At 67.6% G+C, this 23,508-nt stretch carries 18 protein-coding genes; 9 read left to right on the top strand and 9 right to left on the bottom strand.

What is annotated here, in order from left to right:
- Positions 1 to 16: 16 nt before the first annotated feature.
- The 4 genes from ACPEES_RS00890 to hisC all read right to left on the bottom strand — a co-directional run bounded on the left by ACPEES_RS00890 (position 17) and on the right by hisC (position 6,309).
- Positions 17 to 682, bottom strand: a complete 666-nt coding sequence (locus ACPEES_RS00890; protein WP_435099903.1) for a cupin domain-containing protein — start codon at positions 680 to 682, stop codon at positions 17 to 19.
- Positions 683 to 811: 129 nt separating this feature from the next.
- The gene (locus ACPEES_RS00885) at positions 812 to 3,097 is read right to left on the bottom strand and encodes a CehA/McbA family metallohydrolase (RefSeq protein WP_435099900.1); all 2,286 of its coding nucleotides are present in this window, start codon (positions 3,095 to 3,097) and stop codon (positions 812 to 814) included.
- Positions 3,098 to 3,349: 252 nt separating this feature from the next.
- Positions 3,350 to 4,990 (bottom strand): methyl-accepting chemotaxis protein, encoded by a 1,641-nt coding sequence (locus tag ACPEES_RS00880; protein ID WP_435099897.1) that lies wholly within the window; start codon positions 4,988 to 4,990, stop codon positions 3,350 to 3,352.
- A 239-nt stretch (positions 4,991 to 5,229) separates the two neighbouring features.
- Positions 5,230 to 6,309, bottom strand: a complete 1,080-nt coding sequence (gene hisC / locus ACPEES_RS00875) for a histidinol-phosphate transaminase (RefSeq protein ID WP_435099894.1) — start codon at positions 6,307 to 6,309, stop codon at positions 5,230 to 5,232.
- Positions 6,310 to 6,398: 89 nt separating this feature from the next.
- On the opposite strand from hisC, the gene ACPEES_RS00870 reads away from it, so the two are divergent.
- A complete protein-coding gene (locus ACPEES_RS00870; RefSeq protein WP_435099891.1) occupies positions 6,399 to 7,154 on the top strand; it encodes a hypothetical protein in 756 nt (251 codons plus the stop codon).
- Here ACPEES_RS00870 and ACPEES_RS00865 read toward each other — a convergent pair.
- From ACPEES_RS00865 to ACPEES_RS00855, 3 genes are all read right to left on the bottom strand, one after another.
- Positions 7,137 to 8,195, bottom strand: coding sequence for an ABC transporter ATP-binding protein (locus tag ACPEES_RS00865; RefSeq protein ID WP_435099888.1), 1,059 nt, complete (start codon positions 8,193 to 8,195; stop codon positions 7,137 to 7,139). The two genes, ACPEES_RS00870 and ACPEES_RS00865, sit on opposite strands and share 18 nt — an antisense overlap.
- 2 nt (positions 8,196 to 8,197) lie before the next feature.
- Positions 8,198 to 9,877 (bottom strand): ABC transporter permease, encoded by a 1,680-nt coding sequence (locus ACPEES_RS00860; RefSeq protein WP_435099885.1) that lies wholly within the window; start codon positions 9,875 to 9,877, stop codon positions 8,198 to 8,200.
- 230 nt (positions 9,878 to 10,107) lie between these two features.
- A complete protein-coding gene (locus ACPEES_RS00855) occupies positions 10,108 to 11,139 on the bottom strand; it encodes a Fe(3+) ABC transporter substrate-binding protein (protein WP_435099882.1) in 1,032 nt (343 codons plus the stop codon).
- Positions 11,140 to 11,359: 220 nt separating this feature from the next.
- Here ACPEES_RS00855 and ACPEES_RS00850 point away from each other — a divergent pair, with 220 nt between their 5' ends.
- From ACPEES_RS00850 to ACPEES_RS00840, 3 genes are all read left to right on the top strand, one after another.
- On the top strand, positions 11,360 to 12,535 hold the full coding sequence (locus ACPEES_RS00850) for an MFS transporter (protein WP_435099879.1): 1,176 nt from the start codon (positions 11,360 to 11,362) through the stop codon (positions 12,533 to 12,535).
- A gap of 109 nt (positions 12,536 to 12,644) precedes the next feature.
- Positions 12,645 to 14,456, top strand: a complete 1,812-nt coding sequence (locus tag ACPEES_RS00845) for a cation:proton antiporter (RefSeq protein WP_435099876.1) — start codon at positions 12,645 to 12,647, stop codon at positions 14,454 to 14,456.
- Positions 14,457 to 14,555: 99 nt separating this feature from the next.
- The gene (locus ACPEES_RS00840; protein WP_435099873.1) at positions 14,556 to 15,320 is read left to right on the top strand and encodes a glycerophosphodiester phosphodiesterase family protein; all 765 of its coding nucleotides are present in this window, start codon (positions 14,556 to 14,558) and stop codon (positions 15,318 to 15,320) included.
- 30 nt (positions 15,321 to 15,350) lie between these two features.
- On the opposite strand, the gene ACPEES_RS00835 is transcribed toward ACPEES_RS00840, so the two are convergent.
- Complete coding sequence (locus tag ACPEES_RS00835) at positions 15,351 to 16,019, bottom strand: FAD-binding oxidoreductase (RefSeq protein WP_435099870.1); 669 nt, start codon at positions 16,017 to 16,019, stop codon at positions 15,351 to 15,353.
- Positions 16,020 to 16,083: 64 nt separating this feature from the next.
- Positions 16,084 to 17,148, bottom strand: coding sequence for a 23S rRNA (cytidine(2498)-2'-O)-methyltransferase RlmM (gene rlmM, locus ACPEES_RS00830; protein ID WP_435099867.1), 1,065 nt, complete (start codon positions 17,146 to 17,148; stop codon positions 16,084 to 16,086).
- A 67-nt stretch (positions 17,149 to 17,215) separates the two neighbouring features.
- On the opposite strand from rlmM, the gene ACPEES_RS00825 reads away from it, so the two are divergent.
- The 5 genes from ACPEES_RS00825 to ACPEES_RS00805 all read left to right on the top strand — a co-directional run bounded on the left by ACPEES_RS00825 (position 17,216) and on the right by ACPEES_RS00805 (position 23,416).
- On the top strand, positions 17,216 to 17,977 hold the full coding sequence (locus ACPEES_RS00825) for a slipin family protein (RefSeq protein ID WP_435099864.1): 762 nt from the start codon (positions 17,216 to 17,218) through the stop codon (positions 17,975 to 17,977).
- Complete coding sequence (gene xerD, locus ACPEES_RS00820) at positions 17,961 to 18,899, top strand: site-specific tyrosine recombinase XerD (RefSeq protein ID WP_435099861.1); 939 nt, start codon at positions 17,961 to 17,963, stop codon at positions 18,897 to 18,899. Before ACPEES_RS00825 ends, xerD begins: the two co-directional genes overlap by 17 nt.
- A 156-nt stretch (positions 18,900 to 19,055) precedes the next feature.
- A complete protein-coding gene (locus tag ACPEES_RS00815; RefSeq protein ID WP_435099858.1) occupies positions 19,056 to 19,775 on the top strand; it encodes a DsbC family protein in 720 nt (239 codons plus the stop codon).
- Between the two features lie 129 nt (positions 19,776 to 19,904).
- Entirely contained in the window at positions 19,905 to 21,812 is a 1,908-nt protein-coding gene (locus ACPEES_RS00810; RefSeq protein WP_435099855.1) for a cation:proton antiporter, read from the top strand.
- On the top strand, positions 21,809 to 23,416 hold the full coding sequence (locus ACPEES_RS00805; protein ID WP_435099852.1) for an ExeM/NucH family extracellular endonuclease: 1,608 nt from the start codon (positions 21,809 to 21,811) through the stop codon (positions 23,414 to 23,416). Before ACPEES_RS00810 ends, ACPEES_RS00805 begins: the two co-directional genes overlap by 4 nt.
- Positions 23,417 to 23,508 lie beyond the last annotated feature (92 nt).

Genomic DNA, 23,508 nt, shown 5'->3' with positions numbered 1-23,508 from the left:
CCGCCGGCAGGGGGGGTCAGCCCGGTCTCAGGTGGCCACGCTTGACGAACAGTCGGCAGCCGTAGTCGGTCTGCAGCCGTGGCGCGCGGGCTCGGGTGGGCTGGCGCAGCCACACGTGCCGGCCATAGGTCCCGCCCGTGTCATGACACTCGCCGATCAACACGAACAGCTCCTCGCCGCCGGGAAGATCCCGTGACGGCAGTGCGGCACCGGGGGCCAGCTCGAGGAGCAGGGTTTCCTCCCTGTCGAAGCGGTGCAGGTAGAGCGCGCGTACTCCGGGCGCCGGACCCGGTTGCCACAGGCGGGGATCGGCGGTGTGGCGGCGCACCCGCATGTCGTCGCCGGCTTCCATTGCGGAATGCTTGAACAGCACCAGGCAGCCCGGACCGGTACGGGGGCGGTGACTGCCGCCTAGCGGATTACGCACATAGGTGCCGGCCGGGTAGGCACCGCTGTCATCCGACAGAACGCCTTCGAGGACGAGAAATTCCTCGCAACCCACCGTGCCCGTTTCGGCAAGCTCGCTCTTGGGCGCATAGCGAACGAGACTCGTCGCCGGTACGCTCTCGCTGCCGCTACCCTCGAACAGGCAGCGCTGGACACCCAGGGTCGGCGAGGAGACCCAGCGTGCATGCTTGGCGTCCACCTGTGCGGGCTGGTCCGGCTGGGTGTCGAGGCGCATGGGGTCGCCCACATGACGGGGATATTTCGGCAATCCTAGCCCTGCGGAAACGAGGGGACAAGGGGGGCGTGGAAGGGGCGGTCGGGCGGGTGGAGCGGGGCACCGCAGCACCCCGCTCAAGGTGGGCCGTCAGCCCTCGTCGTCGTTCCCGGGGGCGGGGCGGTGCGCCATGGCGTCCACCCAGATCGGGTTGGAGTACGCCTTCTTGCCCTCGGCGTCCTCGACCACCACGGCGTAGAAGGTATCGCCGGCAGCGGGAAGCTCGAACGTCGAGCGTGCCCTCACTGGCGCGTCGTCGAAGGACTGTTCGGCGACCACGTCGCCGCCGTCGCCGACCACACGAATCGCCTGGAGACCGTTCGCCGCCGCCAGATCGAACCCGAGCGTCACCGGCTCGCCCTGGGCGACCCGGAGGTCGTCGCCGAAGTCCACGTCCGGGTAGACCATCGGCCCGAACGTCACGAAGGCGTGGCCATCACGCAGGGCGGTGACGAAAGCCTCGGCGTTCAACTCACCCGGGACGCGCGCGTAGGCTCGCACTTCGCCGGAGCGGTTCTTCCAGACATCGTGAACGTCGGAGCCGGCGCTCAGGTAGACCCGCTCTCCATGGCTCCAGTGATCCCATGCCTTGCGGAGTGTCTTTTCGTGCTCGCCGTCGGCGTTCACTTCCATTAGGTCGAAACGCGGGAAATAGCCACCCGAGGCCGTGCCGTTCTCTGCGTTCGTGTAGTAGCCGTACTTGATGTACGGATGGTTCATCTGTATGGCCTCGGCACCCAGTTTCTCGCGCTGCGCGATGATTTCCTGGACGGGCGCCTCGCCGGAGTTGAGGGTGTAATCGGCCGCCGGGTCGATGGGGTAGGGGTTGAAGTGACCCCAGGACGCGGAGATCTCGATGGACGGAATGAACGGCACGTCGCGACTGGCCGACAGCGCCGCGGTTCGTTCCAGATTCGCGGTGGTGTCGTGGTCCGATAGCAGGGTGAGGTCGAGACCGGCCGCGAGCTGGGAGCGCACCACGTACTCGGGGGCCGTGAAGCCATCGAGCACGTCCGAGTGATGGTGCATGTCGGCAGCGTACCAGCCACGATCGTTCGGCATGGTTCGTCGCTCGATGCTCACTGTCCGGGTCGTCGTCTCCCCGGCGCGCACGGTCACCGGCACCGACTGGGCCCGGGCGAGGAAGCCCTTGCCGTGCGCCACTTCGAACACGTACTCCCCCGGGGCGATGGAGACCTCGCGCACGCCGGGCCGATCGAGCTCGGTGAAGTAGGTCTTCTTACCCAGAAAGCCCACTAGCGGGGTCTGACCCTCGGCGATGGACAGGCGCGCATCCAGGACGTCGCCGGTCTCGGCACCGGTGACCTCGAAACGCACCGTGCCGGGCGCGCGCAGGTCGTCGAAGGCGACATCGTGCTCGCCGTCAGCGGTGACGGTGACCGGGACGGGCTCGCTGTCGGCGTGGCCGCGCGCGGTGGCATAAACCTCGTATTCCCCGGCGGGCAGACGCAGGCGGTAGCGACCGTCCTCGCCCATGGTCCAGGTATACGGCTCGCCGTCGCGCTCGGCCACGATCACGGGAGCGGCAACCCGTTCCCCGCCGGCGGTACGCACTTCACCGGACACCGTCCCGGCAGGGAGCCCCTTGCGTTCGATTTCCGCTTCCGCGGCACGGGCGATGCTGCCGTCGGGCATGATCTGAATCCAGCCCTCGAACGTGCGAGAGGTGCCCGGGGCGAGATCGTGGCCGAGATAGAGATCTCGGGCGTCGTAATCGACGTAGCTCATGTACGGGGCATGCAGGGCGAATCCCCAGTCTTCGTCGTAGGCGGCGGACCAGTCTGCGAACGCCGAATCCGCCGGGCCCTCTTCAGTGCCGTGCATACCCGCCGGCCCGAAGAGGTGACCGCCATCCGGCCACATGACATAGCCGGAGAGAATGTCCTCGTACGTTTTGTCCCCTTCATTGGCCATTTCGGTGACCACGTGAATGCGGTCCGAGTCCGCCTCGAGCGTGTAGGTGGTTGTCAGAACCACCGCCTCCCAGTCGCGCGTCACGCGGATGACCCCGCGCTGCGGACCATCCTCCACGACTTCGAAGCGCTGATAGGAGGTCGGCCAGCTCGACCAGTTGTTGGGAATGAAGTCGATGAGCGAGACCTTGTCGCGCAACGCCTCGCCGTCGCGTACGGGCGCCGCGTCGATGATGCCGCCCGGGGCGACGCCCCAGGGCGGAGCCGAATCAACGGCAATGGATGCAACGAGGTGGTCGTTGCGTAGCTGAATGTCCCGGACGGCAGTGGCGTCGCCATTTTCCAGGGGCGTGGGGCCGCGCTCGACGGTGACGTCCGCCTGCGCCGAGGCCGCCAGGCCGAGGGCGCCGAGTAGCGCCGCGGACTTTGCAGCGATGTGCATACGGTCCTCCTGAGTGTGTACTTCTTGCACCAGCCGTAGTGACCAGCTTAGCGGGAGCTTAAGGCGGGGTTGTTTTTAGTTCAACGTTCAAATAAAAAAAGAGACTGTCAATACTCGCTATTCACGGCCGTTGCGGTAGCGTTGAAAGCGGTCCTTCGGTGCGACTGTGCCGGTGTCGCGGGGAACGGGAAGGGCGGGATGGGTATCGGTCGTAGCGAGCCGCCGGCGGAACCGCCGGCGGCCGTCGCGGGGTCAGCGCGCGTCGGCGACCTGGAAGCGGTCGACGAGGCCGCGGAGCTCTTCGGCTAGATCCTTGAGCGACTGGCTCGCCCGGGTGGTCTCCGATGCCGCTTCCGCGCTGTCGTCCGCGACCTGGGCAATGTGGCTGATGCTGCGGTTCATCTCTTCGGAGGTGGAGGACTGCTGCTCGGTGGCGCTCGCGATCTGGGTGTTCATCTCGCCGATCCGGGCCACCGCCTCATCGATGCGTCCCAGTGCTTCGCCGGCTCCGCGCGCCTGCTCCACGGTGCTTGCCGCTCCTTCGCGGCTCGCGCTCATCAGCGAGACGCTGTGCCGGCTCCCCGACTGGAGTGCCTCGATGGTGCGCTGGATCTCCTCGGTGGATTCGGCGGTGCGCCGCGCCAGGGCCCGCACCTCTTCGGCGACCACCGCGAAGCCGCGCCCCTGCTCGCCCGCGCGTGCCGCTTCGATGGCGGCGTTAAGGGCGAGCAGGTTGGTCTGCTCGGCGATCTCGCGGATGACGTTGAGTACCGAGCCGATAGCCGTGCTGTGCTCGTCGAGCTGCTCGACCGCCTTGCCGGCCTCCTCGATGCGCGTGGCCAGTTGGTCGATGTCCCGCACGGTCGCCTCCACGACCTTGCGTCCCGTAGCGGACTCATGGGATGCCGCGGTGGCGGACTCCGAGGCCTCGCCCGCGTGGCGCGCGACCTCCTGGATCGTCGCGGACATTTCGTTCATGGCCGTGGCGACCTGGTCGGTCTCCTGCTGCTGGCTCTTGACTGCGGTCCGGTTGTGTTCAGCGACGGCCGCGGCCTGTTCCGCCGACTCCCCGAGCTGTTGCACGGCGCTGTGCACCCGGCCGATGAGGGCGCCCATGTCCTGTCGCAGCTGCTCCGCGGCGCGTGCGACGCGGCCGAGCTCGTCCTCCGTGTGCCGGGGTACGGGCTGCGTAAAGTCCCCGGCGGCCATTCGCTCGAGGTTGTCCACCAGGGCATGAGCGGGACGCGTGACGCTGCGGCGTAGCAGCAGCAGGAACACGCAGAAGGCAATGACCACGGCGACGAGCATGGCACCGAGGCAGATGAGGAGGTTGTCGAGCGCGCGCTCGCCAGTACGCGTGGCAAGCCCCTGCAGTTGGTTCTCAACGTACGTCTTGAGTGCATCGAGCGTTTTCCGGGGCGGCCCGGCAAGACCTTCGACCGTTGCCTGGGCGGTGAGCTGGATGAAGCCGGAGTCGACGAACATCGTCAGGCCTTCGCGGTAGCCGGCGTTCATTTCTTCATGCTGGGCCTTGAGCTCGGCGACCAGCTCGCCGCCGCGCTCGGTGTCGCTCAGGCTCTCGCCCAACGCCGACGCTTCGCGCTGGACCTTGTCGGCGGCACGCTCGAATCGTTCGACGGCACGCTCGCGGGCCGGGTCCGAGCCGAGCAGCAGGATGTCCTTCCATGCGAGAAGCTGCTGGTCGAGGGCGCGTTCCACGGCGGCGAGACGTTCCTGGATGGCCACCGAGCGGCCCAGTAGCCCCTGGTAGGTCTGCAGGCTCTGCCACGTCACGAACATGGCCGCGAGTGTCGCGAGGAGCACGAGCCCGGTGCCGGTGCCCGTGTTCAGCAACAGCTTGTTGCGGATACTGGTGGTGAAGAGCCTGCGCACCGTGACCTCCTGTGCGTTGTTATCCGATTCCGCACAGGTTATCGGCCGTGGGCCCCGGGACCTTGAGTGTCGTCAAGATATCTGCAGCCGGCCATGTCGAAAGTGCCGGGGTGAACGCGCCAATTTCCGTGCAGCACCTCCGCGGGACGCTGCAGGCGCATTGCCGTGGCACGGGATGTGCCACTTGGATCCTTTCACTCGAGACTTTCCACCCGCCACCTGTTGCAGCGGGTGGTGCATCAGTGCCGTAGCTGGGCGAGTGCCCGCAGAAGGCTGTCGTTCTGAGCCGGGGTGCCCACGCTGATACGCAGCCGATCGCGCAGCCCGGTGTGATCGAAATACCGGACGAAAATCCCGCGCTCGCGCAGATGCCGGTGAACTTCGGCGGCGCCGCCGGCGAAGTTCTCGGGCACCCGTGCCAGCAGGAAGTTGGTCTGGCTGGGAAGGCTCTCCAGGCCCAGGGCTGCCAGGCGGTCGGCCAGCCGCGTACGTTCCTCGCGAACCTGGGTCCAGGTATCGGCGGCATGATCGTGATCGCGCAACGCGGCTATCGCCACGCGCTCGGCGACAGCATCGACGCTGTAGCTGTCGCGAGTCTTCTGGGCGATAGGGTCTATGAGGGCCCGCGAGCCGATGCCGTAACCGAAGCGCAGTCCGGCGAGGGAGTAACCCTTGCTCAGCGTGCGCAGAATCAGCAGATTGTCGAGCTCTCGGGTCAACGCGACTACGTCGTGCTCGAGCGCCGGATCGACGAAGTCCACATAGGCTTCATCGACGACCAGTACACCACCGAGACCTTTGGCAATACGGGCAATGGCATCCGGCTCCAGCAGCGTGCCGGAGGGCGCGTGCGGGTTGACCAGAAAGGTGAGTGGCACCCGTTCGCGGTTCATGCGTTCGGCGAAATCGGGGGTCGGCCGCCAGTGCTCGTCCAGCGCGACCCGCACCACCGGTGAGCCGTGAATGGCGGCCAGTACGGGGTAGAGCGAATAGCTCGGCTCGGCGACGCCCACCGGGCTGCCGGGATTGACGAACGTGGTGATCGCCAGGCGTAACAACTCGTCCCCGCCGTTGGTCGCCACGATGTGCTCGGGGGGCACGTCGTGTAGCTCCGACGCCGTGCGGCGGAAACCCGCGCTGGTGGGCGAAGGGTAGCGACGCAGGGCTTCCGCCGGCACCTCGTGCAACGCGGTCATCACCGCCTCGCTGGGCGGATACGGGTTCTCGTTGGTATTGAGCTTGATGGCGTCGGCGGCCTGCGGCTGCTCGCCCGGCACGTAACCGGCCATGCGGCGGATGTTGTCGCGTTCGTAGCTCATGAGCCCTGGCACTGGTGGGGGAAGAAAACCGTTGCCATCTTACTAGAAGTCGGCGGCGGCGGAACATGCATCTGGAGGAGGTTCGATCCATGTCGAAACCGATAGCGCGTCGCGGATACCGGATCGTCGCAATGCTGACCGCCTGTCTGCTCGCCGCCTGCACGAGCCTGTCGCGCCCGCCGTCGACGCCCGCCGACGGCGATACACCGCCGCCGATTCCCGTCACTACCTACCACGCGCTCGCCGCTGGAGGCGAGCCGGTCTACCGAATCGATGCGGACCGGTCGCGGCTGTGGGTGGTGTTGTATCGCGCCGGCGCGCTTGGTGAGGCGGGCCACAATCACGTGATCGCCGCGAACGACATGACCGGCTATTTTGGTTGGCGACGGGGCGACTGGCGTTCGGCGCGGGCGGATCTCAGCGTCCCGGTGACTGAGCTGGTGGCCGATCCGCCCGGTGCGCGGCGCGGCTGGGAGTCGTTCTTCGGGGAACAGCCGCCGCCGAGTGCCCGCGCCGCGACGCAAGAGAATCTCCGCGGGGCCAGTGTACTCGACGCGCAGCGTTACCCCCGGGTGCGCGTATCGCTTGCGGCCCTGACCGGTGCGCCACCCCGGCCGGTGGCGCGGTTCACGGTCTGGCTCGGCGGCCGGCGGCGCTCGCTATCGGTTCCCGTGGCGCTGACCCGTGCGAAGGATGCGCTGGTGGTGGAGGGACGTATCGCCGTGCGCCATGAAGAGCTGGGGTTGACGCCGTTCGCGGCGTTCGGCGGTGCGTTGCGCGTCGCCGATCCCATGGTCATCGACTTCCGCCTGCACGCCGAGCCGTGGTCACCCGACGGCCGCTGAGCCGGTCTGCTCGGGAAACACCACCAGGTGATCCAGCTCCGGGCGAATGCCCATGAGCTCGCCCGGTGGGTGGTCATGGTGGCTCGTGGCCAGACAGAGAATGTGGCGGCCGCTTTCCAGCGCGAGCGTATAAAGGAACTGCGCGCCCCGGAAAGTGCGGTCGACAATGCGCGCCTTCATCGGGCTGGCGTCGTCGTGGACCACGTCATCCGGCCGCAGAAGGATGTCCACCCGTGTGCCCGGTGTACAGTTCGCCGGCAGGGTCCCCTTCAGGCTCCCGATTTCGGTCTCGACCTCGTGCTCGTCGACGACCCGGCCCGGAATCATGACGCCCTCGCCGACGAAATCGGCGACGAATCGGGTCTCGGGTCGATGATAGAGCGAATACGCCGCCGCCCACTGCTCCAGGCAGCCGGCACGCACGACGCCGATCTCGTCGGCCATGCCGAACGCCTCCTGCTGGTCGTGGGTGACCAGGAGCACGGTGACCCCGTCTTCACGAAAGATGTCGCGCAGTTCCTTGGGTAGCTGTTCCCGCAGCTCGGGGTCGAGGCTGGAGAACGGCTCGTCGAGCATCAGCAGCATCGGCCGAGGAGCCAGCGCCCGCGCGATGGCGACCCGCTGTTGCTGCCCGCCGGATAGCTGGTGGGGATAGTGTTCCCCGACCCCTGGCAGCCCCATGAGCGTGAGCAGCTCTTCGACGCGCCGGCGCCGTGCGCCGCGACTCTTGCCCTCGAGCCCGAAGGCGATGTTCTCCCAAACGCGCAGGTGCGGGAACAGGGCGAGATCCTGGAAGACCATGCCGACGCGGCGGCGTTCCGGCGGGAGCACGAAGCCTGTGTCGCTGACTATCTCCCCGCCGAGGCGGATCGCGCCCCGGGCGGGTCGCTCGAAACCGGCGATCGCCCGCAACACGGTGGTTTTGCCACAACCGCTCGGCCCCAGCAGGCAGCCGATGCGGCCCTGTTCCAGCGAGAGGCTGAAGTCGACCACGGCGGGGTGATCGCCGTAGGTCACGGTCACGTGATCGAGTTCGAGCATCCTTATCGGTGTCCCGGGCGTGAATGAGCGATGGAGCGGCTGAGCAGTATAACCGGCACGAGCCCGGCTGCGCCGATAGCGAGCGCAGCGGGCGCAGCGGCGGCGAGCTGCTCGTCGGTGGCCAGCTCGTAAGCGCGTACGGCGAGGGTGTTGAAATCGAAGGGCCGGAGGATGAGCGTTGCCGGCAGCTCCTTCATGACGTCCACGAATACCAGCAGCGCCGCCGTCAGCAGGCTCCCCCGCATGAGCGGCAGATGTACCCGGCGCAGCACCCGGGATGGGGAACAGCCCAGGGAGTGGGCGGTTTCGTCCATGCTGCGGCCGAGCTTGGAGAGGCCCGCCTCGACGGTGTTCACGGAGACTGCGAGGAATCGCACCAGATAGGCGAAGACCATGGCGAAGATGGTGCCGCTGAGCACGAGCCCGGTCGAGATACCGAGGTGATCGCGCGCCCAGGCGTCGATGGTGTTGTCGAGCCATGCGAACGGCACGATGACGCCCACGGCGATCACCGTTCCGGGGATCGCGTAGCCCATCGCGGCGACCCGCACCGCGCCGCGAACCCAAGGGGTGGGACGCAGGCGTTGCCCGTAGGCGAGCAGCACAGCGCAGGCGAGGGCGAGCACCGATGCCGTTGCCGCCAGTGCCAGGCTGTTCCCTACCAGCGACCAGAATCCACGGGCGGCTTCCTGGTGGTACGTGTCCGACGCCCAGTAACCGAGTTGAATGGCCGGCAGCACGAAGCCCAGCAGCACCGGCGCCAGGCAGGCCAGAACCGCCAGGGCCGCACGCAGACCGTGTAACGGGTATCCCGGCAATGCCTGGTAGCGGTTGCTCGTGTGATGGTACTGGCGCTGGCGACGCGACCACCGCTCCAGTAGCACCAGCACGAACACGAAACCGAGCAGCACCGCCGCGAGCTGTGCGGCGGCGTGGGCGTCGTACAGGCCGAACCAGGTACGGAAAATGCCCGTGGTGAACGTGGAGATTCCGAAGTACTGCACCGTGCCGTAGTCCGCCAGGGTTTCCATGAGCACCAGCGACAGGCCCGTCACCACGGCGGGGCGGGCCAGGGGCAGGGCGATGCGCAGGAACACGCGGCGCGGCGTCAGCCCCAGAGTCCGGCCCACGTCGAGCACGCAGACCGACTGCTCGAGAAAGGCTGCGCGCGCCAACAGGTAAACGTAGGGGTAGAGCACCAGGCTCAATACCGTGATGGCGCCACCGATGCTGCGCACGTCAGGGAACCAGTAATCGCCCTGGGCCCAGCCGAACCATGCGCGCAGTGTCGATTGCACCGGTCCCGCGTAGTCGAGCATTCCCGTGTAGGTGTAGGCGATGATGTAGGCGGGCACGGCCAGCGGCAGCAGTAGGGCGAGCTCGAATACACGCCTGAACGGAAAGGTGCACATCGTCGTCAGCCATGCGGTGCCGACGCCGATGACGGCCGTACCGATGCCCACGCCGGTGACCAGAATGGCGGAATTGCGCAGGTAGTCCAGGAGTACCGTCTGCGCCAGATGGGCCCAGACACCGTCGCCGGGGGCGAAGACATAGCCGGCGATGACCAGCACCGGCAGCGCCACCAGCAGCGCGATCGACACCACGGCAGTGGCCCAGGGGTCCATGCGTGGGCGGCGCAGGCGGCTGGGGAGCTGCCCGTGGTCGGCTACGGCTGCCATGGTGCTATGCGGTTCGTCCGCGCACGGCACGCCGGGGGGCGGTCACCGCCCCTGCGGTCGCATCGTGGCGTTCGCTGTGCAATCGAATGTTCGGTCTGTGCATCGATGAATGCGCCTGGCTCATCGGGGGCGCTGCCTGAATAACGACGGGGGCCGCCTGCTGGCGCCCCCCGCCGGGTATCGGTGACTGCCCGTGATCCTGTCGGCGTCACGAGGGCCAGCGCACGGCTTTACCGCCAACCGACGCGGTCCATCAGGCGAACGGCTTCGCCGTTGTACTCGCCCAGTTTCGAGAGGTTGAGCTCGTCGGCTTCGAATCCGCCCCACTCGCGCAGGACAGCGCTCGCCTCGACGCCCGGGCGCACAGGGTACTCGTTGTTCACCTCCGCGTACCACTTCTGCGATTCGGGCCGCAGCAGGAACTCGAGCAGACGTACGGCGTTGTCCGGGTGGCGCGCATGTCTGGTCACGCCGCCACCGCTGACGTTGACGTGAGTGCCACGACCCTGCTGGTTGGGAAAGACGATACCCACCTGCCTCGCCATTTCGGCGCGTCGGTCGTCACCCTTGAGCAGGCGCCCGAAATAGTAGGTGTTGGCGACCGCCACGTCGCACTCACCGGCGGCGACTGCGAGGATCTGGTCGGTATCACCGCCCTGGGGCGACCGGGCGAAGTTCTCCACGAGCCCCTCGGCCCAGCGCTGTGTCGCCTCTTCGCCCTTATGGGCGATCATGGAGGCCACCAGCGACTGGTTGTAGATATTGTTGGACGAGCGAATGCACAGACGGTCGTCCCAGCGCTCGTCGGCGAGATCCTCATAGGTGGTGAGCGCGTCCGGCTCGACACGGTCCCTGGCGTAGAAGATCACCCGCGCACGCTGGGAAAGCCCGTACCAGTAACCCTCGGGGTCACGCAGGCTGTCGGGAACGGCCTCGTCCAGCGTGTCGCTGGAGACAGGCTGGAGTACGCCCGCCTCGCGTGCTCGGTGAAGGTTGCCCGCGTCCACGGTGATGAGCACGTCCGCCGGTGTGTTACGTCCCTCGTTCTGCAGTCGGCTGAGCAGGGCACCGGAGCCGGCGCTGAGCAGATTGACCTCGATACCCGTTTCCTCCGTGAACCGGTCGAGCAACGGCCGGATCAGCACCTCCTTGCGCGCCGAGTACACGTTGACGCTCGCATCCTCGGCCGCGGTGGCGGCGAACGCGGATGCAGCGAGCAGGACGGGCAACGTCCAGGTCAACAGTCGTTTCACGGCGTGCATTCAACCTCCATAAACTAGCAATTGGCGTGCGGTTGGCGCCCGAGGGCCTAGAAATGCGAATGGTTTGCTTTTACCTAATACCCTTTGCCCTGTCAAACGAATGCTGCGTTTACCGGGTTGTATTCGCGCCCCGGCGCGGCTAACGTTGCGTCGACGAACCGATTGGATGCTAATTGGATCCCAGGGGTTTTAATAGGTCTCTTATTGGTAAGGAGGTGCCATGAAGGCCGCCCGGCGTGCGACCTCACTGGTGTTTTTCGTGGCCGGCGCGTTGCTCGCGACCTGGGGACCGCACGTGCCGACGGTGCAGGAGCGTCTGGACCTGACGCCGGGGGTGCTCGGAGTGGTGCTGCTCGCACCGGCGGTGGGCGGTTTGGCGGCGATGATCGTGACCGCTGGCCTGATCCAGCACTTCGGTAGCGCGCGCGTAACGCGCACAGCCGGGGTGGTGGCGTCGTTACTGTTGCCGGTGCCGGTGCTCGCGCCGTCGCTGTCGGTCCTGGCCGGGGGCCTGCTGGCATTCGGGGCATGTCTCGGTGCGACCGATGTGGCCATGAATGCGCAGGGTGTCGAGGTGGAGCGGGCCTACGCCCGGCCGATCATGTCATCGTTGCATGCGCAGTTCAGCATCGGCGGTCTGGCGGGGGCGGGCCTGGCCACGTTGCTCCTGTCGATGCATATCACGGCGTCGGCTCACGTAGTAGCCGTGGCGGCCGCGTGCGCGTTCGCCGTCGCCGTTGCCGGCGGCGCCATGCTCGCGGACGGTCAGGCAACGGCTGCCGAGGAAAGCCCGCGTTTCGCGCGGCCCCGTGGCCTGTTGTTGGTTCTTGGCATCGTCGGTGTGCTGTCCATGCTCGGGGAAGGGGCGATGCTCGACTGGGCGGCGGTGTACCTGCGCAGTGTCCTCGAGGTGGGGCCGGGCATGGCGGCTGCCGGTTTTGCGGCCTTCTCTGCGACCATGACTGCCGGCCGGCTCATGGGCGATCGTGTGGTGGCCCGGCTCGGGCGCGTGCGGGTATTGCGCGGCGGCGGTCTCGTCGCTGGTACGGGACTCGCGCTCGGACTCGCGTTCGACAGTCCCGCAGCGGCCGTCGCCGGCTTCGCGGCGGTTGGACTGGGCCTCGCCAACGTCGTGCCGCTGGTGTTCGCGGCTGCAAGCCGGGTACCGGGGGTGCCGCCGGGGCACGGCCTGGCGGCGGTGTCCACCGTTGGCTACTTCGGCTTTCTGGTGGGGCCGCCGGCGATCGGTGCTGTCTCCGAGCTCACCACGCTGACGCTCGGGCTCTCCCTGGTGGTGGCATTCTCATTGACGATATCGGTACTCGCGGGGCAGGCGGCGCCCCGGGGAGTGGCCCCGGCGGAGTCGGGGAATTCCCTCGGCGTGACCACGAACTGACTGTAGCGAGCATCGGGCGCGGAGCGCGCGGAATCGTCGCGACGGCGCGGCGTGCGAGCCAAGTCTGGCAGACTACGTGGTGGATAGCGGTCGCAGGGGGCGTGCAGTCATGCAGGAGAGCGCAACCGCCGCGCTCGTGGGCATCGGGGTTCTAGGCGTCGGGGCACAATGGCTTGCCTGGCGGGTACGCCTGCCGGCGATCCTGTTTCTGCTCGTTGCCGGGATCGCGGTTGGCCCCGTTCTCGGCTGGATTCGTCCGGATGCATTGTTCGGCGATCTGCTCTTTCCCATTATCTCGCTGGCGGTTGCCGTCGTGCTCTTCGAGGGCGGACTCACCCTTCGCCTGGAGGAGATCCGCGGACTGGAGACGCCGGTGAGGCGATTGCTCACGGTGGGGGTGGCGATCACCTGGCTGAGCACCGCGGTGGCGGCATGGTGGTTCGTCGACCTCGCCTGGGAGACGGCCGTGCTGTTCGGCGCGGTGACCGTCGTCACCGGGCCGACGGTGATCGGTCCGCTGCTGCGCACCGTCCGGCCACGGGCGCGGGTTGCCAACGTGCTGCGTTGGGAAGGCATCGCGATTGATCCCATCGGCGCCCTCATGGCGGTGCTGGTGTTCGGGTTTCTCCTGGCCAGCGCCGCCGAGCGCAGTGTTGGCGGCGCACTCGTCACCTTCGCCGCAGTACTCGTCGCCGGCAGCGTTGCGGGCGCGCTGGCCGGGTACGTCACAGGCCTGGTGTTGCGCAATTACTGGTTGCCCGGTTATCTCCACAACGTGGGCGTTCTGGTCGCGGTGTTCGCGGTCTACTATGCCAGCGACGCCATTCATCACGAGGCGGGATTGCTGGCCGTGACAGTCATGGGCGTGTGGCTTGCCAACATGCGCGCTGTGCCGCTGGACGATATCCTCAACTTCAAGGAATCGCTCAGCGTTCTGCTCATTTCCGGGTTGTTCATATTGCTCGCCGCGCGGCTCGATCTCGACAGCCTGGTGACCGTGGGCTGGGGGGCCGCCGGCTTGCTGGCGTTCATGCAGTTCGTGGGACGCCCGCTGAATGCGGTGGTGAGCACGCTGGGGACGCCGCTGTCCTGGCGTGAACGTGCCCTGGTCGCGTGGATCGCGCCGCGCGGGATCGTTGCCGCGGCGGTCTCGGCGGTGTTCGCCGTGCGCCTGGAGCAGGCGGGCGTCACCGGCGCCGGCATGCTGGTGCCGCTGACCTTTCTGGTGATCGTTTTCACGGTGGTCCTGCAGAGCGCCACCGCGACCCCCCTGGCCAGTTGGCTCGGGGTACGTGAACCGGCGCCACGGGGGGTGCTCGTGGTCGGCGCCAACGCCGTGGGCCGGGCGCTTGGTGAGGTGCTTCAGTCGCTGGATGTGCCGGTGCTGCTTGCCGACCCCAATCGCGAGAATATCCAGCATGCGCGAATGCAGGGATTACCGGTCTACCACGGCGACCCCACCTCGGAGCACGCGGACCGCCATCTCAGCCTCACCGGTCTGGGCAGGATGCTCGCGGTCTCGCCGCGGTCGGATCTCAACGCGCTGGCCAGCCACCACTTCGCCCGAGAGCTCGGGGAGAACAACGTATTCCGTCTGAACCCGACTGAAAGCGATCCGCAGCGGCCGGAGTCACTGCGCCGGCGCCGCCGGCGCGACAACATGCTCTTCGGCGAGAAAGTGACTTACGCCCGCCTCGCGAGCGCGTTGGGACAGGGGGCGACGATGCGTGCGACGGGGCTGACCGAGCATTTCGACTGGGACGCTTACCGCAAGCACTATGGCGCGGCGGCGCTGCCGCTTCTGGCCGTCGATCCAGCGGGGGCGGTACACGTCTTCGGCGACGTGCACGCACCGTCCCCCGGGGACGGCTGGCGGGTGATCGCACTCGTCGACGAGATGCACGGGGTGCGGCCGGAGTAACCGGGCAGCGGGGTGTCTCCGCGGTGTCATCGTCGCCGACTATGCTCGCATGATGGTTGCCGACAGCGGGCACCTCGGCAGACGAATGTGACGGAGACCATGATCGCAGACCGCATCATTGCCCATCGCGGCGCTTCCAGCCTCGCGCCGGAAAACACCCTGGCGGCGGTGGAGCTCGCCGCGGCGCTCGGGGTCCGTTGGATCGAAGTGGACATGCGCCTCATCGGTGACGGTACGCCGGTGATCTTCCATGACGAGCGCCTGGAGCGCTGTACGGACGGCCATGGCAGTGTGCGTGACATGGACCGCAGCGCACTGAGGTCCCTGGATGCCGGCAGCTGGTTCGGTCCGCGTTTTCCGGCAGAGCGGGTGCCGTTGCTGGGCGAGCTCCTCGAACGCTGCCGGCGCCGGGGGCTGGGGCTCAATCTCGAGCTCAAGCGCAGCGCGGGGGAGCCAGCCGAACCGATCGTGGCGGCGCTTGCCCAGGCGCTTGCCGAGACGCCACTGGCCGATGATCGCCTGCTCGTTTCCTCGTTCGACGAGCCGTTGCTGGCAGCCTGCCGGGAGGCGTCGGCGGACTGGCGGCTGGGCCTGCTGGTGCAATCGGTACCCGGGGACGTGATCGCGCGCGCGGGGGCTTTGGCGGCGGTGAGCGTGCATTGCGACTGGCAGCGGCTGACCGTGGAAGCCGCCACGACGGTAAAGGAAGCCGGGCTGGATCTGTATTGCTATACCGCCAACGATCCACGAGCGTTCCAGCATCTGTGGCGCTGGGGCGTGGATGGCGTGATCACCGACCGGCCGCAGGACTTCCTGGTGATGCGCGGCTGGGAGCAGCGGTCGCCGTTCGCGGGCCTGGCCTAGGCCGGTTGGCATGCCGCACGCGATTGCGGGTCAGCTCTTCTCGATTACCAGCTGATCCCTGCCCACGCCGAGTTGCTCGAGGCTGGCGATGACGTCGCGCATGAACCCGGGCGGGCCGCATACGTAGAAGTACTTGTCGAAGTCGTCCACCTCCGCCTCCAGGAACGGCTCATCGATACGGCCGTAACGATAGGGCGTGCTCTGATCGCGAGTGCAGGTGAACACGCACCGGCGGCCGAGAAAATGGCGGAGCTCGCGCTCGGCGATGATGTCCTCGCCGGTGTGATTGGAGAACAGCAACTGATTGCCCGCGAGCCCGCCGTTATGGGCGAGCATGCGCAGAATGGCCAGGAAGGGCGTGATGCCGGCACCGCCGGCGATGAAGACGCCGGGCCCCCGCCACCGAATCGCGCCGAACGGCCCCTGCAGCAACAGCGACGCGCCGGGCTCCTGCTGGCGTAGCCAGCGGGTGAGGCTGTGGTGCTCGTCGTAAACCTTGATAGTGAACTCGAGCACACCGTCGCCGGGTAACGAGGTAGGCGTGAACGGGCCCCCGCGCACGTCCGTATCCGGGTCCGCGGGCGCCAGCTCGACCCCCTGGCCGGGCTCGAAGGTGAATGCGTCCGGGCGGCTCAACACCAGGCGCACGACGTCGTGCGTGACGAACGTCCGCTGCAACAGGGTGACGGTGGTCTCCATCGCGAGAATCTCCCTGCCATGGGTATGTCGTCCTCACTATCAGTGTAGACAGCTGTGCGCCGCCTCAGATTCCGGCGGTGGGGGGAATGCACACGGTCACTTCCTCGCGGTCGTGATACAGGTGCTTGACCGCGATCCCACGAGGCTCGGGCAACCGGGATCGAACGAGCTGCAGTGCATCGGCGACCGCCTGATAGCGACGTTTCATCGGCAGCTTCAGGTTGAACACGGCCGCGCGGGCATCGCCGCGTCGCAGCCAGTCCGCCATGAGTCGGGCGATGCGATGAGGTTGTTCGACGATATCGCAGACAACCCAGTCCACCGGTCTTGGGGGGCGGTAGGTGAACCCGTCCGCGCGCACGTGTTCCACCAGGCCACCGGCGAGCAGCGCCGTGTCCATCGGGCCGTTGTCCACGGCCGTGACGGACAGACCCCGCCGGGCGAGCTGCCAGCTCCACCCACCCGGCGCCGCCCCAAGGTCGACCGCCGTCATGCCGGGGCGCAGGCAGCGGGCCCGGGCAGGCTCGTCGAGCAGACTCTGCAACGCTTCGTCGAGCTTGAGCGTGGAACGTGACGGTGCATCGCGCGGCATGCGCAGCCGCGGGATGCCCAGCGGCCAGGGGGCGCTGTTGTCCGGGCGGGACAGGGCCAGCCGTGCTCGGGAGGAGTCCTCGAAAAGCACGTGCAGACGCGGCGCATCGTCGACGTCCAGGCGTACACCCGCTCGCACCAGGGCACGTTCGAGCGGGCGCTGGAAACGGCGGCAGAACCGTGAAAGCTGTTTCCCGGTATTGGTGTCGGGATACTCCAGCCAGACGGTCCGCAGTGCTGTAACCCACTGCGCCGCGGCGGTCGCCAGCGGGCCGGCGCGATCGTGTTCGGGCAGTGACAGCTCGCTGCCGAGTGCGCGCAGCCATTGCCGCGCGAACACCAGCTCGTGCCAGGGCAGCCGCTCCCAAAGGGCTTCGGCGGACGCCGCGTCGGATGCGTGAAGCTCGACGATACCGCTCTCCGCCGGGGCACGGCAGTAGCCGGGCAACCCCGCCTCGGCGCTGCGCGTGGTGAGCTCCGCGGCGAGGTCGCTCTCGAATCCGGGACGGCAGTAGAGAAGCAATGTGCTGTCGGACATGGCGTGCAGTCGCTATGCTTGCGAGGGGTGGGACGTTATCACGCCCCGAGCCAGCAGGGAGGTCAGCATGGGGATACCGATACTGGTCGCTGTTGCGATCGTGCTCGCCGTCATTGTCGCGTCGTTCCGGGTCTTCCGGGAATACGAGCGCGGAGTGGTGTTCTTGCTCGGACGATTCTGGAAGGTCAAGGGGCCGGGGCTGCGCCTGGTGATCCCCGTTCTGCAGCAGGCAGTGAAGGTGGATCTTCGCCTGGTCACCATGGACGTGCCCAGCCAGGACGTCATCTCCCGCGACAACGTTTCGGTGAAGGTCAACGCCGTTCTCTATTTCCGAGTCGTCGACCCGGAGCGCGCAGTAATCTACGTGGAGGATTTCTTCTCGGCAACCAGCCAGATCGCGCAGACGACGCTGCGCTCGGTGCTCGGCCAGCACGAGCTCGACGAGATGCTCGCCGAGCGCGACAAGCTCAATGCCGACATCCAGGACATCATCGATCAGCAGACCGACGCCTGGGGTATCAAGGTCGCCAACGTGGAGATCAAGCACGTGGATATCGACGAGTCCATGGTGCGTGCCATTGCCCGCCAGGCCGAAGCCGAACGCAACCGGAGGGCGAAGATCATCAACGCTGACGGCGAGTTCCAGGCGGCGGCGCAACTGGTGGCCGCCGCCGAGCGGATCTCCCCGCAGCCCGCGGCGCTGCAGCTGCGTTATCTGCAGACGCTCTCGGACATCTCGGCCCAGAGCCAGACCACGGTGATTCCGCTACCGGTGGACACGTTGCGCAGTCTCATACATGGCCCCGCGCAGGATGCTTCGAAGGAGTGACGGCGTAACCGCCGTGTCGTGCCCAAGCACGCACGACGAGGCTATCATCGAGCGTTTCCTGGACGCGTTGTGGATGGAACGCGGCCTCGCCGCCGCGACCCTCGCCGCTTACCGGGCCGACCTCACGGCGTTGGCCCGGTGGTTGTGCTCGCGTGAGCGGGGTGGGTTGTGCGAGGCGGGGCAGGGGGAGATTCTCGGCTATCTCGCCGAGCGCATGCAGGCGGGGGCGAAACCGCGGAGCGTCGCACGCTTGCGGTCCAGCCTGCGCCGCTTCTATCGCTACGCGGTACGCGAGGGACTGATCGAGCAGGACCCGAGTGCGCAGGTGGAGGCGCCGAAGCAGGGGCAACCGTTGCCCTCGGCGCTCAGCGAGCGCGAGGTCGAGGCGTTGCTGAGTGCGCCCGACGTCGATGATCCCCTCGGTGAGCGCGACCGCACCATGCTCGAGGTGCTCTACGCTACCGGGCTGCGCGTCAGCGAGCTGGTGGGCCTGCCCCTGGGGGCCGTCGGTCTGCAGCAAGGGGTGGTGCGCGTGGTCGGCAAGGGCGAACGCGAACGACTCGTGCCCCTGGGGGAGGATGCACTCGAGTGGCTGGAGTGCCATCTTCGCCGGGGCCGGCCCGCGTTGCTCGCCGGCCGCGAATCGCCCCACGCATTCGTGACACGCCGCGGCGCGGCGATGACACGGCAGGCGTTCTGGTACCGGATCAAACGGTACGCGATAGAGGCGGGTATACGCACGCCTCTGTCGCCGCATACGCTACGGCACTCTTTCGCCACGCACCTCCTCAATCACGGGGCGGATCTGCGCGTCGTGCAGATGTTGCTCGGGCACAGTGATCTGTCCACCACCCAGATCTATACCCATGTAGCGCGACAACGCCTGCAGCGGTTGCACGCCGAGCATCACCCCCGAGGATAAGCGGTGCAACGATGACGGTGTCGGCGGCCCCCGGCAATCGGACGCCGTGTGCCGCGCATCGCCGCGCTTCGCGCTCGAATGTCCCACTCGCCACGTTCGACGCGAAGACGTAGACTTTTCGCCAATGACGAACAAAATCCCTCCCGGAGGCACTCAATGCTACGCATGCTCGCCGTCGTCGCGGCTGTACTGGTCAGCCATGCCGTCCTCGCGGACGGACCGGAAAACCGAGTCCGCGAAGCGCTCGCCGAGCTGGCGCCGAACACCCCGGTCTCACGCGTGGAGCAGACACCGGTGGAAGGACTGTACGCGGCGGTCGTCGGTACCGAGGTGTATTACGTCACCGCCGACGGGCAGTACCTGCTCCAGGGGGAGCTCGTGGACGTTGCCGCGCGGCGTTCGCTGACGGAGGCGACCCGCCGGGAATTGCGTCTTGCTCGGCTGGATGAGCTCGGCGAGGAGCGGATGCTCATCTACGCGCCCGATGGTGAGGTGCGGCACGAGGTGACCGTGTTCACGGATATCGATTGCCCGTATTGCCGCAAGCTTCACCGGCATATGGACGAGTACCTCGCCCGCGGTATTCGCGTGCGCTATTTGTTGATGCCGCGCGCCGGTCGCGACAGTCGCTCCTACGACAAGGCCGTGTGGGCCTGGTGTGCCGATGACCCGCGCGCCGCTCTGACGCAGGCGAAGGCCGGCGAGGCGCTGGATGCGCGCACCTGCGACAACCCGGTGGACACGCACCTGGAAGTGGCCCGCGAGTTCGGCGTGCGAGGGACGCCGTCGCTGGTCACCGACGATGGCCGCATGGTCAGCGGCTACAAGAACCCGGATCAAATGGAGAGGCTGCTGGAAAGCGATGACGCCGGCTGATCGGTAAGAGCGGCCCTGGCGGATCAGGGTTTTCGTGATCGGTTCGCCGTCCGCGGCGTACGGGGGTCGCCGCCGTAAAACGGCTTTGCTATTCTCCGCCGCTATTTTTCGCGGGCTCCGGGGGCGACCATGCCCGAATCCCATCTTACTGACGTCCTGGTGCTCATCGCCGTGCTGGGCGTGGGCGCCCAGTGGCTTGCGTGGCGGCTGCGGTGGCCGGCCATCGTCGTGCTCTGTGCGTTCGGCCTGGCCGCGGGGCCACTCGCCGGTGTCCTTGTGCCCAGCCGTGACCTCGGCCCCATGGTGCACCCGGTCATCCAGCTGTGCGTGGCGGTCATCCTCTTCGAGGGCGGGCTGAGCCTGCGCTGGCACGAGTTTCGGGAAGCACGTTCCGGCGTGCGCCGGCTGCTGTTCCCGGCTCTGCCGCTGAACTGGTTTCTGGGCAGTCTCGCGGCACACTATGTCGGCGGGCTCGCGTGGCCGGTGGCGCTTGTCTTCGGTGCCATCATCGTTGTCACCGGCCCCACCGTGATCATGCCTCTGCTGCGCCATGCAGCGCTACGCCGCCGCCCGGCGTCCTATCTCAAATGGGAAGGGATCATCAACGACCCCCTGGGCGCAATGCTCGCGGTGCTGGTGTTCCAGTTCTTCGTGACGCTACAGGCGCCGAGTCCGACGGTGGAAGTCATCGCGCGGCTCGTCGGCGGGGTGGTGGTCGGCGTGGCGATGGGCTGGGTCACGGCACGCTTCATGGTCTGGCTGTTCCTGCGGGGACAGGTTGCCGAGTTCCTCAAACCGCCGGTGCTGCTCGTCACCGTTCTCGTGGTCTATGCCCTGGCGAATGCGGTGCAGGCCGAAGCGGGGCTGCTGGCCGCGACGGTCATGGGGATGGTGCTCGGCAATTCCGGGCTCGCGGACATCCAGGAGATTCGGCGCTTCAAGGAATACCTGGCTGTCCTGCTCGTTTCCACCGTGTTCATTCTGCTCGCGGCCGATGTCAATGCGGGCATGCTCGCGCTCCTGGACTGGCGGGCTGTGGCGCTTATCGCCACGGTCATCTTCGTGGTGCGGCCGCTGGCGATCTGGACCGCGACCATCGGGACGCCGATGTCCTACGCCGAGCGGGGGCTGGTGGCCTGGATCGCACCGCGGGGCATCGTCGCCGCGGCGGTGGGTGGCGTGTTCGCGCCGGAGATGGTCATGGCCGGCTATCCCCAGGCGCAGGTGTTGACACCGCTGATTTTCGCACTGGTGCTGGCCACGGTGATCCTCCATGGCTTCTCCATTCGCACCGTGGCGTTGAAGCTCGGGCTGGCATCGCGGGACCGCCACGGGCTGATGCTCGTCGGTGCTTCCCCGTGGAGCGTGGCGTTGGCGAGTCGGCTGCGCGAGCTCGGCGTGTACGTCATCATCTGCGATCAATCCTGGCACCGCCTGCGCCCCGTGCGGCTCGCCGGCATCCCGTATTTCTACGGAGAAGTGCTGTCGGAAACGGCGGAGCAGGAACTGGATCTCTCGGATATCGGGTACCTTGTCGCCGCGACGGACAATGACGCCTACAACGCGCTGGTATGCAGCCGCTATGTCCGCGATCTCGGCAGGGAGTACGTTTTCCAGCTGCCCACGGATGCCGAGGACCAGCCCCGGCAGATCCAGCGCCCCCTGACCGGGCGTCCGCTCTACGGGCGGGAAGCACGCTACGAAGAGCTGCAGGGTCGCTATTACCGCGGCTGGCGCTTCCAGCGTACGCGCATCACCCGTGGTTATCGGGCGGATGCGTACTTCTCCGGCCTCGGCGAGGACACCATGCCCATGCTGGCCGTACGCGTTCAGGGCGGATTGAGGTTGCGCGAGGCCGGCCGGGCTCTGGCCCCGGAGCCGGGGGAGACGGTCCTGGCGTTCATGTCACCACACGCCCAGGACCAGCGCCGGCCGGCGGGCAATCGACGCATGGATGCGAATTCGCTGGTACGGCGCAACCAGGAGCCGGGAGGCACGCTGCCAGCGGATACGACGAGGCAGTGGGAACGCTCGTGAAGTGGCTTTGGACGCTGGTACTGATCGCGGCATCCGGGGCCGCCGCGGCCGATTGCGGCGCTTCCGCGCAGACGGTACGCACGCTTCGCGCCGAGCCACCGGAGGAGGGCTCGAAGGTGGCGGTGCGCGGGGTCGTCGGCGCGGCTTTCGGCGGTGATCGACGACTGGACGGGTTCTATCTGCAGTCCGCGGAAAAGCCTCCGGCAGGGGTGTTCGTCTATACCCCGGACCATGACCCGAACGCGCTGCCGAGCGCCGGCGATCGCGTTCGGGTGCAGGCGCAGGTGGGTGCCTATCAAGGGCGACTGCAGCTCGAATGGGTGGCAGGCATCGAGCGGTGCGGGCGCGCGCGGATCACGGCCACGCCGCTGCAACTCCCGGCCGGGCCGGCGCGCCTCACCGCGCTGGAGGATACCCTGGTCCGCACCCGCGGCGAGCTGGTGGTCACCGACAATCGCGATCTCGGCCGCTTCGGTGTACTCCACCTCGCCGTGGGCGCACGTCTGTATCAGCAGGGCGGCCGCGGACGGCCCGCCGGGGTCCTGCTCGACGATGGCAGCCACACCCGCCAGCCGCGACCCGTGCCCTTCCTGGGTGAAACGGGCACCCGCCGGATCGGAGACCGGACGGCCCCCGTGACCGGTGTGCTGGATTACGCCTTCGGTGCCTGGCGTATCCACCCGGTGGAACCACCACACTTCACGAACGCCAATCCCAGACGTCGGCCGCCCGGGCGCGAGGGGGCATGGCGGCTCGCTGGATTCAACGTGGAGAACTACTTCGTCACCCTCGGCAGCCGTGGCGCGGAGGACGCCGGCACGCTGCGGCGGCAGCGCGAACGTCTGGTGGCCGCGGTTCGCACCCTGGATGCCGACGTGCTCGCCCTTCAGGAGATTGAGAACCGGTCGGCCGCGGTTGCCGACCTGATCGCCGCCGTCAATCGCGACGCACCACCGCAGGCCCATTATTCAGCCGCAGCGGCCGGGCTCGCACGCGAGCGTGGCGTCATCCGCACGGTGCTGCTCTATCGCCCTGCGCGTCTGACGGTACGCGACGTATGGCTGGACTCTGCGTCCGTGCACGACCGGCCGCCGGTGGCGGCGCATTTCGTCGACGGTTCCGGGCGCGGGGCGGTGGTCGCGGCCGTGCACTTCAAATCGCGGGGCGGATGCCCATCCCGGGGCGAGCGGGACACCGGCGAGGGTTGCTGGAACGGGCGACGCACCGCCCAGGCGCGGGCGCTCGCGCGCTGGACTCGGCGTTTGCAGCGGGAGGCAACGGCGGTACCAGTGGTGGTACTCGGCGATCTCAACGCCTATCCGGGCGAGGCCCCCCTGCGGGTGCTCGCCGACACCGGCGGCCTGGAGGATCTGCTCGCGGCCAGCGTGTCCGAGCGTGAGCGCTATACCTACGTGTACGACGGCCGTGCCGGATTGCTCGACCACGCGCTTGGAAACCGGCGGGCGAGGACCGTGCGCCAGGGTGCGGCGGTCTGGCATGTGAATGCCGACGAGCCGGCGGTCATCGCCGGAGAAGGACCGTGGCGCAGCGCCGATCACGATCCCGTGATCGTGGACTTGTTCGTACCTGACAACGGTGGTTGATCGTGACGTCGATCACCGCCAGAATCGCGCCCGTTGGGCGGCTTCAGCGTCGCCGGCGTCGATGGCTAACCGCCACCGGCGTTGCTAAGCTT

Origin of the sequence: Arhodomonas sp. AD133, assembly GCF_051195215.1 — a bacterium.
GTDB lineage: Bacteria > Pseudomonadota > Gammaproteobacteria > Nitrococcales > Nitrococcaceae > Arhodomonas.
Note: the sequence above shows the minus strand (reverse complement) of the source record. Positions and strands in the feature narration are given on the sequence as shown.

Bases quoted from the DNA above. Each gene is read 5' to 3' on its own strand.
- ACPEES_RS00815 (WP_435099858.1), top strand. From the start codon at position 19,056: ATGCTACGCATGCTCGCCGTCGTCGCGGCTGTACTGGTCAGCCATGCC.
- ACPEES_RS00870 (WP_435099891.1), top strand. From the start codon at position 6,399: ATGTCGAAACCGATAGCGCGTCGCGGATACCGGATCGTCGCAATGCTG.
- ACPEES_RS00835 (WP_435099870.1), bottom strand. From the start codon at position 16,019: ATGGAGACCACCGTCACCCTGTTGCAGCGGACGTTCGTCACGCACGAC.
- ACPEES_RS00840 (WP_435099873.1), top strand. From the start codon at position 14,556: ATGATCGCAGACCGCATCATTGCCCATCGCGGCGCTTCCAGCCTCGCG.
- ACPEES_RS00860 (WP_435099885.1), bottom strand. From the start codon at position 9,877: ATGGCAGCCGTAGCCGACCACGGGCAGCTCCCCAGCCGCCTGCGCCGC.
- ACPEES_RS00825 (WP_435099864.1), top strand. From the start codon at position 17,216: ATGGGGATACCGATACTGGTCGCTGTTGCGATCGTGCTCGCCGTCATT.
- ACPEES_RS00845 (WP_435099876.1), top strand. From the start codon at position 12,645: ATGCAGGAGAGCGCAACCGCCGCGCTCGTGGGCATCGGGGTTCTAGGC.
- ACPEES_RS00810 (WP_435099855.1), top strand. From the start codon at position 19,905: ATGCCCGAATCCCATCTTACTGACGTCCTGGTGCTCATCGCCGTGCTG.
- hisC (WP_435099894.1), bottom strand. From the start codon at position 6,309: ATGAGCTACGAACGCGACAACATCCGCCGCATGGCCGGTTACGTGCCG.
- xerD (WP_435099861.1), top strand. From the start codon at position 17,961: ATGCTTCGAAGGAGTGACGGCGTAACCGCCGTGTCGTGCCCAAGCACG.
- ACPEES_RS00885 (WP_435099900.1), bottom strand. From the start codon at position 3,097: ATGCACATCGCTGCAAAGTCCGCGGCGCTACTCGGCGCCCTCGGCCTG.
- ACPEES_RS00850 (WP_435099879.1), top strand. From the start codon at position 11,360: ATGAAGGCCGCCCGGCGTGCGACCTCACTGGTGTTTTTCGTGGCCGGC.
- ACPEES_RS00865 (WP_435099888.1), bottom strand. From the start codon at position 8,195: ATGCTCGAACTCGATCACGTGACCGTGACCTACGGCGATCACCCCGCC.
- rlmM (WP_435099867.1), bottom strand. From the start codon at position 17,148: ATGTCCGACAGCACATTGCTTCTCTACTGCCGTCCCGGATTCGAGAGC.
- ACPEES_RS00890 (WP_435099903.1), bottom strand. From the start codon at position 682: ATGCGCCTCGACACCCAGCCGGACCAGCCCGCACAGGTGGACGCCAAG.
- ACPEES_RS00855 (WP_435099882.1), bottom strand. From the start codon at position 11,139: ATGCACGCCGTGAAACGACTGTTGACCTGGACGTTGCCCGTCCTGCTC.